At 68.8% G+C, this 14764-nt stretch carries 13 protein-coding genes; 4 read left to right on the top strand and 9 right to left on the bottom strand.

Annotation, left to right across the window (positions count from 1 at the left end):
- Nucleotides 1-389: 389 nt before the first annotated feature.
- The 9 genes from ACIRVH_RS06865 to ppgK form a co-directional block, all read right to left on the bottom strand.
- Complete coding sequence (locus tag ACIRVH_RS06865) at nt 390-959, bottom strand: transposase (RefSeq protein WP_403948892.1); 570 nt, start codon at nt 957-959, stop codon at nt 390-392.
- A 230-nt stretch (nt 960-1189) separates the two neighbouring features.
- Entirely contained in the window at nt 1190-1402 is a 213-nt protein-coding gene (locus ACIRVH_RS06860) for a hypothetical protein (protein WP_403948890.1), read from the bottom strand.
- A gap of 64 nt (nt 1403-1466) precedes the next feature.
- Nucleotides 1467-2876 carry a glucose-6-phosphate dehydrogenase gene (gene zwf, locus ACIRVH_RS06855; RefSeq protein ID WP_403948887.1) on the bottom strand — a complete coding sequence of 470 codons (1410 nt, stop codon included), beginning with the start codon at nt 2874-2876 and terminating at the stop codon, nt 1467-1469.
- Nucleotides 2877-2918: 42 nt separating this feature from the next.
- Nucleotides 2919-3620: a 6-phosphogluconolactonase gene (gene pgl, locus ACIRVH_RS06850; protein WP_403948885.1), complete on the bottom strand. Its 702-nt coding sequence runs from the start codon at nt 3618-3620 to the stop codon at nt 2919-2921.
- Nucleotides 3621-3625: 5 nt separating this feature from the next.
- Nucleotides 3626-4657, bottom strand: coding sequence for a phosphogluconate dehydrogenase (NAD(+)-dependent, decarboxylating) (gene gnd / locus ACIRVH_RS06845; RefSeq protein WP_403948884.1), 1032 nt, complete (start codon nt 4655-4657; stop codon nt 3626-3628).
- A 10-nt stretch (nt 4658-4667) separates the two neighbouring features.
- A complete protein-coding gene (gene pgi / locus ACIRVH_RS06840) occupies nt 4668-6296 on the bottom strand; it encodes a glucose-6-phosphate isomerase (protein WP_403948882.1) in 1629 nt (542 codons plus the stop codon).
- A 50-nt stretch (nt 6297-6346) separates the two neighbouring features.
- Entirely contained in the window at nt 6347-7420 is a 1074-nt protein-coding gene (gene tal, locus ACIRVH_RS06835; RefSeq protein ID WP_403948880.1) for a transaldolase, read from the bottom strand.
- Complete coding sequence (gene tkt / locus ACIRVH_RS06830) at nt 7417-9483, bottom strand: transketolase (protein ID WP_403948877.1); 2067 nt, start codon at nt 9481-9483, stop codon at nt 7417-7419. The genes tal and tkt overlap by 4 nt, the downstream gene beginning before the upstream one ends.
- Before the next feature lie 51 nt (nt 9484-9534).
- Complete coding sequence (ppgK, locus tag ACIRVH_RS06825) at nt 9535-10275, bottom strand: polyphosphate--glucose phosphotransferase (protein WP_403948875.1); 741 nt, start codon at nt 10273-10275, stop codon at nt 9535-9537.
- Nucleotides 10276-10704: 429 nt separating this feature from the next.
- Here ppgK and ACIRVH_RS06820 point away from each other — a divergent pair, with 429 nt between their 5' ends.
- The 4 genes from ACIRVH_RS06820 to ACIRVH_RS06805 all read left to right on the top strand — a co-directional run bounded on the left by ACIRVH_RS06820 (nt 10705) and on the right by ACIRVH_RS06805 (nt 14719).
- Nucleotides 10705-11310: a hypothetical protein gene (locus ACIRVH_RS06820; RefSeq protein ID WP_403948873.1), complete on the top strand. Its 606-nt coding sequence runs from the start codon at nt 10705-10707 to the stop codon at nt 11308-11310.
- A gap of 108 nt (nt 11311-11418) precedes the next feature.
- Nucleotides 11419-13305 (top strand): SMI1/KNR4 family protein, encoded by a 1887-nt coding sequence (locus tag ACIRVH_RS06815; RefSeq protein ID WP_403948870.1) that lies wholly within the window; start codon nt 11419-11421, stop codon nt 13303-13305.
- Between the two features lie 217 nt (nt 13306-13522).
- The gene (gene ppk2 / locus ACIRVH_RS06810) at nt 13523-14326 is read left to right on the top strand and encodes a polyphosphate kinase 2 (protein WP_403948867.1); all 804 of its coding nucleotides are present in this window, start codon (nt 13523-13525) and stop codon (nt 14324-14326) included.
- A gap of 189 nt (nt 14327-14515) precedes the next feature.
- Nucleotides 14516-14719, top strand: a complete 204-nt coding sequence (locus tag ACIRVH_RS06805; protein ID WP_055635265.1) for a cold-shock protein — start codon at nt 14516-14518, stop codon at nt 14717-14719.
- Nucleotides 14720-14764 lie beyond the last annotated feature (45 nt).

Raw genomic sequence — 14764 nt, 5'->3', positions numbered from 1 at the left:
GTCGGAAGGCCGGGCGAGCCCGCGAGGGCCTGAGGACGGGGACCGGCTCATCAGACCCATGCGCCCGCACCGGGCAGGAACGCACCGCGCACACTGATCTCACCCGGGACCTGCAACGGTCCGCACTCAACACTGGCCTCCTGTACGTGTCGCTGCCCTGGGGCAGACAGTTGCGCCGGCCTTTGGTGCCAACAGGTATCGGCTCAGGACAGCAGACAGAGTTTCCGCCACCTCGGCTGTGTGAGCGCGTATCGAATCGTGGCTTTCAATGAGAGCTCTCACCGAGGTCCGCATGCCCAGGTGAACCTGGTTGCTCTCACGAAGGCGGATCCTCTCCGGCACCGGCAACCACCACCGCTGCCACACCGCACTCGGCGGCCGGCCACCCATCAGCCGTGTGAACAACGCTTCAGGTCAATACACCTAGGCGGCCTGGAGGGTCTCTTCCACGGTCCGGCGGCGTCCGGCCACCTTGACCAACGTGGACAGCGGGACCAGGTGGGGCGAGTAGCAGCGACGGAAGGCGAGTTCACTGGTGCGTCGGTTCCGTCGGGTGAGCAGTCACCGGTGGCCCGGACCGGCGGGCCGGCTGTCGACGTCGCCCTGGGCACAGTCGTGGATGCGGTGGCCTTTGGCGCCGGCTCTCGCTGACAGCTGCTGCCAGGCCCTCTTCGGTAGACCGTGGGCCGGTGCACCAGCCCGGAAGTCGCCCGCCGGGTGGGGATCGCCCGCTTGCGCGAGACGGCCAGGACGTAGCCGATCTGACGCCGCTCCAGTTCGGCGCTCAGGTGCGGGTCGCCGCCGTAGACCTCGTCGCCGGTGACCCACGCGGCCGGGACGTCGGCATCCAGGGCATGGCCGATCATCTCGGTGGCCAGGGCGGACTTGGTCGCGAACCCCAGCTTCTCGGGGATGCCTGCCGCCTGGGCTGCGGCTGCCAACGGGTGAGGGAGTGCCATCTTGCCCGGGACCAAAAAAGGGATCTGCAGGTCGCGCCACCGGGCGGCGTCTTCACCGAGTCCGCTGACCGCGGAATCGGACGCTCACGCGGCGGCCCGACCACCGAGATCCACCTCGCGGTCGAGCAATCCCGGAAGCCGATGCCGCTGGTGATCACGGCCGGGCAACGCGGTGACTTCCCGCCACGGTGCTGATCCCGGCCGTCAACGAGTGGCTGTGACCGCTACCGCTAGCGGGCCAGCAACTGCACCGCCTGCGACAGGTGGCCGTTCACCGTGGCGACCCCGATCCTGCGCTCATCCACCAGGTCGAAATCCGACAACAAAGCGCGCAGCTCCGCAATGTCGTGGTGCCGGCACTGTCGCTGATGTCGAAAGCTCCCCGAGGCGTCAATCAGGTCCGGTGGGGACTCCAGGACAGCGAGGCGCAGGTCAGAACCCAACTGACGGCCCCGTGTGTGCCACTCGCGCGGGGGATGTCCGTTGTGTGTCCGGGGCGCGGCCGTGTCAGTCGGGAGACCTCGCCGGCAGCCATGGTTCGTACCAGGGCGGATATCCGGCGACGAGCTTGCTCGCTTCCGCCGGTCCCCAGGTCCCCTGCCGGTAGCGCTCGGGGTCGCCGGGTACCTCCAGCAGTGGCTGGACGATTCGCCACGTCTCCTCCACCGAGTCCTCCCGGGTGAACAGGCTCGCGTTGCCTTGCATTGCATCACTGAGCAGGCGCTCGTACGGCTCGGGTGCCTCACCGAGCGCGGCCTCGAAGAGGAGGTCGAGGTCCACCAACTGCGTGTCCTGCTTGCCCGGCTGCTTGGCCTGGATACGGAAGTTCACGCCAGGACTCGGATCGATCCGCAGGATCCACTGGCCGGGCTCGGGCGCGAACCGTTCCGCGAACGCGAGCCGCGGCGGGCGCTTGAACACGATCCGGATCTCGGTCACTCGCTCGGGGAGCGACTTGCCGGCGCGGATGAAGAACGGCACCCCGGACCAGCGCCAGTTCTCGACCTCCAGCCGCAACCCGACGAAGGTCTCGGTGCGCGAGCGCGGCTGCACGCCGGGGACCTCCAGGTACCCCTCGTACTGCCCGCGGACGTAGTGGGCCGGATCGGCGTCGGGGATCGCCCGGAACACATCGACCCGGCGGTCCCGGAGCGCGTCCGCATCGGCGGCCGACGGCGGCTCGGACGCCACCAGGGCGAGCAGCTGCAGGAGATGGTTCTGCACGACGTCGCGGAGCGCGCCGACCGGGTCGTAGAAATGGCCGCGGTCCTCGACCCCGAAGTCCTCGGCCATGGTGATCTGCACGCAGGAGATGTGGTCGCGGTTCCACACCGGCTCGAACACGGAGTTGGCGAACCGCAGGAACTGGATGTCCATCGCCGGCTCCTTGCCGAGGAAGTGGTCGATCCTCAGCAGTTGGTCCTCATCGAGGAGCTGACGCAGCTCGGCGTTGAGGGCGCGCGCCGACGCGAGGTCGTGCCCGAACGGTTTCTCCACGACAACCCGGGCGCCCTTGGTCAGCCCGACGCCTGCCAGACCCTCGACCACCCGGGCGAACAGCGAGGGCGGGATCTCCAGATAGAAGACCGGGTGCTGCTTGCCGTCGACCGCCCGGGCGAGGCGATGGAACGTCTCCGGATCGGCGTAATCGCCCTGCACATAGCTGAGTCGGGCGGCGAACCGGGCCAGGACGCCTTCATCCAGCGGCTCGCCCGCTGCCTTGATCGCCGCGCGGGCGTGCTCACGCAGCGCGTCGTCGGACCAGTCGTCGCGCGCCACTCCGACGATCGGGCAGGTCAGCAGATTGCGCCGCTCAAGGCGATAGAGCGAGCGGAACGTCATCTTACGAGCGAGGTCGCCACTGATCCCGAAAATGACCAGCACGTCTGCGGGAACGTTCGACGAGTTCGAAGCCACCTCATCCTCCTTACGGAGCAGGCACGGCAATGGGGTCGGGCATCATGGTCCTGCCGGCGGCCGGGCGCCGACGCGAGCAGGATCCCGGCCGGCCGCCGCCGCGTCCGCGAGGACGAGCGACGCCGCCGCCTCGACCCGGCCGGCGGGAATCGACCGGTCTCCCGCAACGAGCCTCGAGAGCGGTTCGTGCTTGTCCGCTCCGGTGATGAGCCAGAGCACCTGCTGGGCGCGAGCCAGCGCAGGGTAGGTGAGTGTCATGCGCTGGTGGCCCAGGTAGGGCGCCGTCAGGGCCACCGGCCGGTCCGAGACTTCGAGCACCGGGTCCCGTGGCACCAGGGAGGCGGTGTGCCCGTCCGGGCCGAGGCCCAGGTGAACGAGGTCGAATCGCTCGGGCAGCGACCGTCCGTAGGCGGCGGCCGCCGCGTCGAGGTCGGTGTCGTTCACGGGCATCGCGATGACCTCGGCCGGGGCCGCACCGAGGCTCTCCCGCAGGTGGGTGAGGTTACGGTCCGGGTCGCCGTCGGGCGCGACCCGCTCGTCGACCTGGAACACCGCCACGTGCTCCCAGGGGACGTCCTCATGTGCGAGCCGCGCGAACATCGCCCAGGGTGTGTGTCCCCCGCTGACGGCGAACGTGAATCGGCCGTGGGCTTGTACGCGGGCCCGGGCCAGCCGCGCCACGAACGCCGCCGCGGTGCCGGCGACCGTGTCGGGGTCGGCGACGACCTCGAGTTCGTGATGCACGGCGGTCAGCCCTTCTTCTCGGCGTGCCCGCCGAACTCGGAGCGCATCGCCGAGAGGATCTTGTCGGTGAACTCCCCGGCCTGCCTGGACTCGAAGCGCTCGTAGAGCGAGGTGGTGATGACCGGTACCGGGACGCCTTCGTCCACCGCGGCGAGGACGGTCCAGCGGCCTTCCCCGGAGTCGGAGACCCGCCCGGCGAAGTCGTCGAGGGAGGGCGACCTGGCGAAGGCGTCGGCGATCAGGTCGACCAGCCACGAGCCGACGACCGAGCCGCGCCGCCAGACCTCGGCCACCTCACCGACGTCGATGTCGTACTGGTAGGCCCACGGATCGCGCAGCGGCGTCGTCTCCGCGTCGACCTCCTGCCGGCTCTGGCCGGCGTTCGCGCGCCTGATGATGGCGAGGCCCTCGGCGATCGCGGCCATCATCCCGTACTCGACCCCGTTGTGGACCATCTTCACGAAGTGCCCGGCACCGTTCGGCCCGCAGTGCAGGTACCCGAGCGGGGCGGTGCCGTCGGTCCGGGACCGGCTCGGCGTCGGCTCGGCGCTGCCCTCGCCGGGAGCGATCGTCTTGAAGATCGGGTCGAGATGGGCCACGACCTCGTCCTCGCCGCCGATCATCAGGCAGTAGCCGCGCTCCAGTCCCCAGACCCCACCACTGGTCCCGCAGTCGACGTAATGCAGCGATTTGTCGGCAAGACGCCTGGCGCGCGTGATGTCGTCGCGGTAGTAGGAATTACCGCCGTCGATGAGGATGTCGCCGGGCTCCAGCAACGGCCCGAGCTGGTCGAGGATGGAGTCGACGATCGCGGCCGGAAGCATGAGCCACACAGCCCGTGGCTTGTCCAGTTTCGCCACCAGATCCTGGAGTGAGTCTGCGCCCGTCGCACCCTCGCCGACCAGTTCGGCGACTGCGTCCGCGTTGACGTCGGACACGACGCAATGGTGGCCGTCTCGCATCAGCCGGCGCACCAGGTTCGCCCCCATCCGGCCGAGCCCGATCATCCCGAGCTGCATGGGCTTGTCTGTCGCCATGTGGTGCCTCCTAGTCCTTGAGCGTGCGGTAGTGCCGGATCAGCGCGTTCGTGGACGAGTCGTGGCCGAGCTCAGGCTCGGTCGCGCTCTCGAGTTCCGGGATGATCGCGACAGCAAGCACCTTGCCGAGCTCGACGCCCCACTGGTCGAAGGAGTCGATCCCCCAGATCGTCCCCTGGGTGAACACGCTGTGCTCGTAGAGCGCGACCAGCGTGCCGAGCCGGTACGGGGTGAGCACCTCGGCCAGCAGCACGTTCGTCGGGCGGTTGCCCTCCATCACCCGGTGCGGCGCCACATCCTCCGCCGTCCCCTCGGCGCGCACCTCGTCCTCGGTCTTGCCGAAGCCGAGCGCCTGCGCCTGGGCGAAGACGTTCGACGTGAGGATGTCGTGGTGGCTGCCGAGCGGGTTGAGCGACTTGCCGAAGCCGATCAGGTCCACCGGGATCAGCTTGGTGCCCTGGTGGATCAGCTGGTAGAAGCTGTGCTGCCCATTGGTCCCCGGCTCCCCCCAGTACACCGCGCCGGTCTGGTAGTCCACTGGCACGCCCTCAAGCGTCACGTGCTTGCCGTTGGACTCCATGGTGAGCTGCTGCAGGTAGGCCGGGAAGCGCTTCAGGTACTGGTCGTAGGGCATCACGCCGATGCTCTGGGCGCCGAAGAAGTCGCCGTACCAGACGGTGAGCAGTCCCATCAGGACCGGCAGGTTCTGTTCGAACGGCGCGGTGCGGAAGTGCGTGTCCATCGCGTGGAATCCGGCGAGGAGATCGCGGTATTTGTCGGGACCGACAGCGAGCATCGTCGAGAGACCGATCGCGGAGTCCATCGAGTAGCGCCCGCCGACCCAGTCCCAGAAGCCGAACATGTTCGCGGTGTCGATGCCGAACTCGGTGACCCGTTGCGCGTTCGTGGACACCGCCACGAAGTGCCGGGCGACCGCCGCCTCGTCACCGAGCTGCGCCAGGACCCAGTCACGCGCGGAGCGGGCATTGGTCATCGTCTCCAGCGTCCCGAACGTCTTCGAGGAAATGATGAACAGCGTCTCTTCGGCGGCCAGATCACGGGTCGCCTCGACGATGTCCGTCGAATCGACGTTGGACACGAACCTGAACGTGAGATCGCGCCGGCTGTAATGGCGCAGCGCCTCGTAGGCCATGACGGGCCCGAGGTCGGAGCCGCCGATGCCGACGTTGACGATGTTGCGGATCGGCTTGCCGGTGGCGCCTCTCCAGGCGCCCGAGCGGATCTGGTCCGCGAACGCCTCCATCCGGTCGAGCACCTCGTGCACCTGCGCGACGACGTCCACTCCGCCGACGACGAGCGAGGACTCCTTCGGCATCCGCAGCGCCACGTGCAGCACCGGCCGGTGCTCCGAGACGTTGATCCGATCGCCGGCGAACATCTGGTCGATGTGCTCGCGCAGTCCCGATTCCTCGGCGAGTCGGAGCAGCAGCCGCAAGGTGTCGTCGGTGATCCGGTTCTTCGAATAGTCCAGGTACAGGCCGGTGGCCTCGGCCGTCATCCGCTCGCCGCGTCCCGGGTCGGCGGCGAACAGCTCGCGCAGGTGGCGCCCGGCGATCTCGGAGTAATGGTCCGCGAGCGCCTTCCACGCAGAACGCTGGCGCAGCACTGTCGATGGCATGGCTCGCTCCTCTGATCTGATGGGTTCCGTCCGGCCGCTCAGCGCCGACGTCAGGCCACGGCCTTGCTCTGCACGTCGATTCGCTCCATGAGGTCGTTCCAGGCCGCGACAAAGGACTTGGCGCCTTCGCTCTGCAACTGGGCGGCAAGCGCCTTGACGTCGACGCCCGCGTCCGCGAAGCGGGCCAGCATTTCCTCGGATTCGCCCCCGTCCGACGGCAGCGTCTCTCCGATCTCGCCATGGTCGAAGAAGGCTTTCAGGGTGTCGTCGGGCATCGTGTTGACCGTGAACGGCGCGGCCAGACCGTGGACGTACAGCGTGTCGGAGGCGGCCGGGTCCTTCGTCCTCGTGCTGGCCCAGAGCAGCCGCTGCATGCGCGCGCCGGCATTCTCCAGCCGCTGGAAGTGCTGCGAGCTCATCACTTCGCGGTACGTGCGGTACACGTCGAGGCCGACGGCGAGGGCGAGGGAGTCGGCGAGGCCGGCCGGTGCGGTGTCCTTGACCGCCACGTCCCAGCGTGACATGAACACCGACGCGACCGAGCCGACAGCGGGGTCGTGGCCGGCCTGCACCCGGCGCTCGACGCCACGCAGGTAGGCGTCGACCGCGGCCCGGTAGTGGTCTGCCGAGAACAGCAGCGTCACGTTGACCGGAACGCCCGAGGCGATGGCTTCCTCGATCGCCGGCAGCCCCTCGGGCGTCCCGGGGATCTTGATGAAGAGGTTGCGCCGGTCGGCCCTGGCGTGCAGCGCCTTGGCAGCCGCCACCGTTCGCTGCGTGTCGTAGGCGAGCAGTGGCGAGACCTCCAGCGAGACCCAGCCGTCGACGCCGTCGGTGCGTTCGTGGATGGGCAGGAACAGGTCCGCGGCCCGCTGCAGGTCCTCGATGGCCAGTTCGAAGAACAGCTCCTCACCCCTGAGCCCGCCCGCCGCCTTCGTGCGGATCGCGTCGTCGTAGTCGCCGGAGCCGATCGCCTTGTCGAAGATCGAGGGGTTGGAGGTGAGCCCTGTCACCGAGTACTGGTCGATGTAGTGCTGGATCTGGCCCGTATCGAGCATCGAACGGGTGATGTTGTCCAGCCAGATGCTCTGGCCCTGCTCATGGAGCGCCTGGGTCACGTTCATGCCTGCTCCCTGCCGGCGGCCACGCACTCGCGGGCGACTTGGGTGACCTTCTCGGGGGTGAAGCCGAATTTGGTCAGCAGCATCTTGAGCGGCGCCGATGCCCCGAACGTGTGCATGCCGACGACCGCGCCGCCGTCACCGACGTAACGGTCCCAGCCGAGAGTCGCCGCCTGCTCGATGGCGACCCTGGCCCTGACCCCGGGCGGGATGACCGAGTCGCGGTATTCCTTGGACTGACGGTCGAACAGTTCCCAGCAGGGCATGCTGACCACGCGAGCCGCGAGGCCCTCGGCGGCGAGCTCGTCACGGGCCGCGAGCGCGAGTTGCACCTCCGACCCGGTGGCGAGCAGGATGACGTCGGGTTTGCGATCCGCCGCGTCGACCAGAACATAGGCTCCCCTGGCCACCCCGGATGCGGCCCCCATCTCGGAGCGGTCGAGGGTCGGCAGTGCCTGACGGGAAAGGACCAGCACCGCCGGCTCGTGCCTGAGCGCGGCGACGACCCGCCAGGTCTCGACGACCTCGTTCGCGTCGGCCGGGCGGAACACCAGCAGCCCCGGCATCGCGCGCAGCGACGCGAGCTGTTCGACCGGCTGGTGGGTGGGACCGTCCTCGCCGACCCCGATCGAGTCGTGGGTGAAAATGTGCACGACCGGGATCTCCATCAGCGCTGAAAGCCGTATCGCGCCGCGTGCGTAGTCCGAGAAGATCAGGAACCCCGACCAGTACGGGCGCAGCTTGGTCAGCGCCATCCCGTTCGTGATCGCGGTGGCGGCGTGCTCGCGGATCCCGAAGTGGAGGTTGCGCCCCGAGCGGTCATCGGCCTGGAAGTCGCCGGCGCCGGAGAACTTGAGGTCGGTCTTGGTCGACGGCGAGAGGTCCGCCGACCCGCCGAGCACCCACGGCACGGCTTGGGCAAGCGCGTTGAGCACCTGACCGCTGGAGTCACGGCCGGCGATGCCTTTGGGGTCGGCCGGGAATGTCGGCAGCGCCGACTCCCAGCCCTCCGGCAGTTCACGCCGCTGGATCCGCACCAGCTCGTCGGCGAGCTCGGGATGGGCGGTTCGGTAGGCCTCGATGCGAGCCTCCCAGCTCGTCCGGGCTTCGCGACCGCGCGCGCCGACTCCTGCGGCGAAGTGCTCGTAGACGCCGTCGGGAACGAAGAAGTCCTTGTCCTCCGGCATGCCGAGGAATCGCTTCGTCGACTTGACGCCCTCCACGCCGAACGGCGCGCCGTGCGCCTTCGGGGTGTCCTCGACCGGCGACCCGTAGCCGATGTGGCTGTGCACCACGATGAGCGTCGGGCGCTCGTCCTCGGACTTGAAGGTGTGCAGCGCGCGGGCCACGGCCTCGAGGTCGTTGGCGTCGGCCACGGTGGTGACGTTCCAGCCGTAGCCGATGAACCGGGCCGCCACGTCCTCGGTGAACGCGATGTCGGTGTGGCCCTCGATCGTCACCCGGTTGGAGTCGTAGATCCAGCAGAGGTTCGACAGTCGCTGGTGGGCCGCGAGCGAGGCGGCCTCCGAGGAGACCCCCTCCATCATGCAGCCGTCGCCGGCCATCGCGTACACGTCGAAGTCGAAGACGGTGAAGTCCTCACGGTTGTACCGGGCGGCGAGCCACTGCCCGGCGATCGCCATCCCGACCGAGGTCGCAACGCCCTGGCCGAGCGGGCCGGTCGTGGTCTCCACGCCGCTGGTCCACCGGTACTCCGGGTGCCCGGGGCAGTGCGAGCCGAGCTGGCGGAACGTCCTGAGGTCGTCGAGGGTGACGGCGGGTCGGCCGAGGACCTCGTAGTCGGGGTCGACGGTCTGCACGCCGGCGAGGTGCAGCAGCGACCAGAGCAACGCGGAGGCGTGTCCTTCCGACAGCACGAAGCGGTCGCGGTTGGGCCAGATCGGGTCGGCCGGGTCGAAGCGCAGGAAGCGTTGCCAGAGCGTGTACGCGACCGGGGCGATTCCCATCGGTGTCCCAGGATGGCCGGAGTCGGCCGCCTGGATGGCGTCCATGCACAGCGTGCGGATCGTGTTGACGGAAAGGGTTTCCAGGTCGTTGCTGCTCAATGCGAGCCTCCCTGAAGGTGCTGCCCCTGCGCTCAAATCGATCGCGGAAGACTAGGGTTGAGCTTTCCCGGCCGGGGCGAAGAGTGCCGCGCCGACAATGCCCGCATCGTTCAACAGCTGCGCCGGCACGATCTCGGTCCTGAGCTCGATGTGCGGCAGGAACTTGTCGGCCTTCTTGCTGACGCCGCCGCCGATGACGATCAGGTCGGGCCACAGCAGCCGCTGGACGAGCTCGAGATACGCCTCCAGACGGTGCGCCCATTTCTTCCAGGACAGGTCGTCGTGCTCGCGCACCGACTCCGCGGCCCAGTCCTCGGCATCCATGTGGTGCAGCGGCAGGTGTCCCAACTCGCTGTTGGGCACCAGGAACCCGTCGGAGAAGACGGCGCTGCCGATACCGGTGCCGAGCGTCACCATGACGACGACGCCCTTGCGTCCCTTGCCGGCGCCGAAACGCATCTCGGCGATCCCGGCCGCGTCGGCGTCGTTCACCACCTTCACGTCGCGGCCGGTCGCTTGCGCGAAGAGCTGGGCCGCGTCCGTCTCCATCCAGGCCGGATCGATATTGGCCGTCGTCTGGACTTTGCCGCCCCGGATGACGGCCGGGAGTGTCAGCCCGACCGGTCCTGGGACGCCTATCTGGGAGAGCACCTGCACGACCACGTCCGCGACTGCCTCCGGGGTCGCCGGATGCGGGGTCGGGATCCGGACCCGCTCACCGATGAGGCTGCCTTGTTCAAGGTCGACCGACGCTCCCTTGATACCGGTCCCGCCGATGTCGACGCCCAGCACGTGGGCCGTCTTGTCCGGACTTGCCTGCGCCACTGCCCGCTCCCCTCAGGGGCTGGCCCAAAATGTGTTGCGTGAATTTTGAACTTCTGGCCCCACAAGGACTTCATCAGACAAACATTAACAATAGCATATATGCCCTATATTCACCACATCACTGCTATCGGGGCATATCTAAATATGTGGGGCATATCCAAGGATTTCATGCACTCAAGGGCATTTGACTTCCTTTCTGTTCGAAAGGATGGCGACCGCGCCACTCACTGCGCCAAGCCGGCACCGTGTCGAGGACCTGCGCCTGTGGAATCCAGTGGAAGAGTCGATTCCCACATACCGTCAAGCGGCCGGTCGAACCCCGAACCACGACGTCAGAACTGACCGTTGCCGGAGCCCGGCCGTCTCCGATGCCGTCACCGGAGCAGGAGCACGCCCATGCGCCTTTACGCCCAGACCCCGGCACGTCGGAGCCGGCAGGTGCTCGCGGACCTGATCGCCGCGGCCCTGATCGCGGCCGCGGTGGAGTTCGCCCTGACCGTCCACGATGCGATCATGCTGCTGGCCGAGCCGGGACGGAAGGCGCAGAGCGCGGGCGACGACCTGGCCACCGGCCTCGACGACGCCGCCGACGCGGCTTCGAAAGTACCGCTCATCGGCGGCTCCCTGAAAAAGCCGCTCCAGTCCGCCGCCGGCGCCGGCACCGGTCTCGCCGACGCCGGACAGTCACTGCAGCACATCGTGGACCAGGTGGCCACCCTGACCGCAGTCGCTCTGATCGTCCTCCCTGTGGCCTTCGTACTGCTGCTGTGGCTTCCTCCGCGCCTGCGATGGATCCGGCACAGCGCCACCACCCGACGCCTCCTCGACACCCCCGGAGGCGCCGACCTGCTCGCCCTGCGCGCCCTCACCGGACCGCAGCGCGACCTCGCTGCGGTCCCCACCCCGCCGGGTGGCCTCGCCGACGCCTGGCGCCGCAAGGACCAGCGAGCCATCTCCGATTTGTCCGAGGTCGCACTCAGACGGGCGGGCCTGCGCCCCTGAGGATTCCGGTTGAAGAACGGCCGTCGGTGCCGGACCGGCAGTCCCTGTGCGGGATCCTGAAAAGCGAGTCGGGGCGCCGTTGTCAGTGCTGGATGACACCATCCGACCATGAGTGGCGAGTCTTTCAACTGGCATGATTTCCTTGGACGTTGGCAGGCGGAGTGGGTCCCGCGCGAGGACGAGGACGACGGGCAGACCCTCGTCCCGCTGGGCCGGCCCGGGGCGGACGAGGCGGCGATCGCCGCGGCCGAGGAGCGGCTGGGGCGGCGACTGCCGCCCTCGTACCGGGAGTTCCTGGCCGTGAGCGACGGGTGGCACGTGGACCAGTCGGCCGGGGTGTATCAGCTCGGCGGCGCCGCGGACATCGACTGGTTCCGGGATCCCTACGACCTGACCCCGCTGTACGAGGAGAACCTGGGCGACCACCCGCGCAGGGAGGACGTCCTGCTGGCCGGGATGTGGCAACGGGCGCTGCGGCTGGAGACGGACTCCGACATGTCGTCCGCTCTGCTCGACCCGGGCGACAGCGACCAGGACGGCGAGTGGGCGCTCTACGTCCACAAGGGCTGGAGCGGTGAATTTCCGGACCGTTACCCGTCGTTCCGCGCGTACATGGAGGCCATGTACCGCGGCTTCCACTCCGATCGGGCGGGGAGACCCGGCTTCGTGAACGCGACCACGCGCACCCAGGACGCCCATGTGGAGGAGGCCCGCCTGCTGGCCCTGCGCGGACGGTACGAGGAGGCCCTGCCCCTGTTCGAGGAAGCGCTGTCCTTCGGACGGCGACGGAGTGCCGTCCTGCTGAACCAGCTCCGGCATCTGCTGGCTCCGTACAACTCCCGGGACTACGGCGACCTGGTGGCCGACCCGCGCTACCTGCCCGAGCTTCTGCCCGTGGCGGCCATGACGCCGGCACGCGGCGAATGGCGGCTGGGCGGGGACGACCACTGGCTCGGGATGATGGCCGCACGCGGGGTCGCCCGGAAGACCGCCGAAGCCGTACTGGGCGTGATGCGGGACGGCACCCATCGCTACGCGCCTCCCGGTCCATGGGGCCGGGCCGTCGCCGAGGCCCGGGAGTCGGCCCGCTGGGGGGCGACCGACGCCGCGTGGCGGGTGCTGCGGGACGCGCTCCCGCTGTGGGAGGCGCCCGGGCCCTTGCTGATCGCCCCGATCGGCCTGCTCGCCGATCCGGTCCTGGGTTCGCTGATCACCCCGGAGCGTGGGCGGGAGATCCTCGCGACACCGCGGGCCGGGGAGACGGGGCCCGCTCCGGAGCCGGTGCCCGATCTCGACCCGCCGGGCCTCACCTGGCTGACGGAGCCTGCCGGGAACCGGCAGCCTCTCGACGGCTACCGGTGTGTCTGGGTCGAGGGGATCGACCCCGCCCGGCTGCCCGCCCTGATCGGCGAGGAGGGCGCCGAACTGAGCGCGCCCGCGGATGCGCGCATGGCCGCCTGGCAGGCACCCAGGCCCCACGAGCGGGAGGGTGTGGAACTCTGGGAGGACCGGGCCGTGGTCGCTGTCGGCCGCACCCCCGAAGGGTGGGCCTTCGCCTTCGACGGCCACTCCCACCGCCATCTGAGCAACCTGTTCCTGTCCCCCGCTCCGGCTGCCTCCTCGTCCGGCCGCGCGGTGGTGGTGTGGCGCGCCCCAGGGGGCTCGTCCCCGGGTGCCCACGCGGCCACGTTGCACCTGTCGGTGGCCGAACAGGGCGTGGAGCTCTACGCGTTCACCGTGCGGGGCACGGAGATCCAGCACTCCGGCGCGATACCCGAGGCTCTCGACCCCGCACGGCTGTTCCGCCCTGGAGATCCTGAACTGGATGACGAAATACGTCTGTTGGAGGCCTTGCACACCGAACTCGGGCTCTCGCTCCCCCGCTTCGCGCTGACGCAGGGCCGGCTCCGCACCTTCACCACACGGTCCTGGACCCGTGCGCCACGCGAGGGCGAGGGGTTCGCCTACCTCAGCTTCGTGCGGCACCGGCAGTGAACGCGGGCGGGCCACAGGGGCCGCTCGTGGACGCCTCCGGGGCGTGCTCGGCGGCGTCAGCGAGCGCAGGTCGTCGACGGTGATCGAACTGTCGTCGTGGACGATCTCGCACCCGATGTGCCCGAAGGTGGAGTATTCGGGTGCGGCCGAAGCCGTCGATGCCGACACGTACGGTCATGGTGTTGAACTCCGCTGCGCTCAGGGGTACGCAGGCGACATGGCCGGTAAGAAGGCGGCGAAGCTGCCGCGCGAGATGTACGAGAAGGAACTGCTGCGCCTGCAGACGGAGCTGGTCAAGCTCCAGGAGTGGGTGCGGACGGAGGGCGCCCGCCTGGTCGTGGTCTTCGAGGGGCGGGACGCGGCGGGCAAGGGCAGCACCATCAAACGGGTCACCGAGTACCTCAACCCGCGGGTGGCACGGATCGCGGCTCTGCCCAAGCCCACTGAGCGCGAGCGCACCCAGTGGTACTTCCAGCGGTACGTCGAGCACCTTCCCGCAGCGGGGGAGATCGTGCTGTTCGACCGCAGCTGGTACAACCGGGCCGGGGTCGAGCACGTGATGGGTTTCTGCACCAAGGAGGAGCACCAGCTCTTCCTGCGCCAGTGCCCGATCTTCGAGCGGATGCTGGTGGAGGACGGGATCCTGCTGCGCAAGTACTGGTTCTCGGTGAGCGACACCGAGCAGCAGGAGCGGTTCCGGCGCCGGCTGGACGATCCTCTGCGGCGCTGGAAGCTGTCGCCGATGGACCTGGATTCGATCACCCGCTGGGAGGCGTACTCGCGGGCCAAGGACGAGATGCTGGTGCACACCGACGTCCGCGAGGCGCCGTGGTACGTCGTGGAGAGCGACGACAAGCGGCGGGCGCGGCTGAACATGATCGCCCATCTGCTGAGCTCCCTGCCGTACCACGAGGTGCCGCCCCCGGTGCTGGAGCTCCCGGAGCGGCCGCCGTCCACCGGCTACGAGCGGCCGCCGCGCGACCTGCAGACCTATGTCCCCGACCACACGGCGAACCTCTGAAGGGTGATCGGTCGGCTGTGCGGGCGCACCGATCATGCATCACGGACCGCCGAGCTGTGCTAGGGTTTTAGCATTGCAGTTGTGGTACCCATGAACCTATGCGCGCCTGACGGATAATGTTTTTCCTCAGGCGCTTATTTGTTTTCCGGCATCTCCGGATGGGGCCTCTGCCTACTGAAGGAGAAGGTCATGGCACAGGGAACCGTGAAGTGGTTCAACTCTGAAAAGGGTTTCGGCTTCATCGCCCAGGACGGCGGCGGTCCGGACGTGTTCGCCCACTACTCGAACATCGCGTCCCAGGGCTTCCGTGAGCTCCAGGAGGGCCAGCGGGTCTCCTTCGACGTCACGCAGGGCCAGAAGGGCCCGCAGGCGGAGAACATCGTCCCCGCCTGATCGCCGGACGCGTATCCGCTCACCGGGGTCCGCACCGTCATGGTG

It is taken from the genome of Streptomyces sp. NPDC101165, assembly GCF_044768135.1.
In the GTDB taxonomy this organism is placed as follows: Bacteria; Actinomycetota; Actinomycetes; order Streptomycetales; family Streptomycetaceae; genus Streptomyces.
The sequence above is the reverse complement of the archived record's forward strand: the minus strand, read 5'-3'. Positions and strand labels throughout refer to the sequence as shown.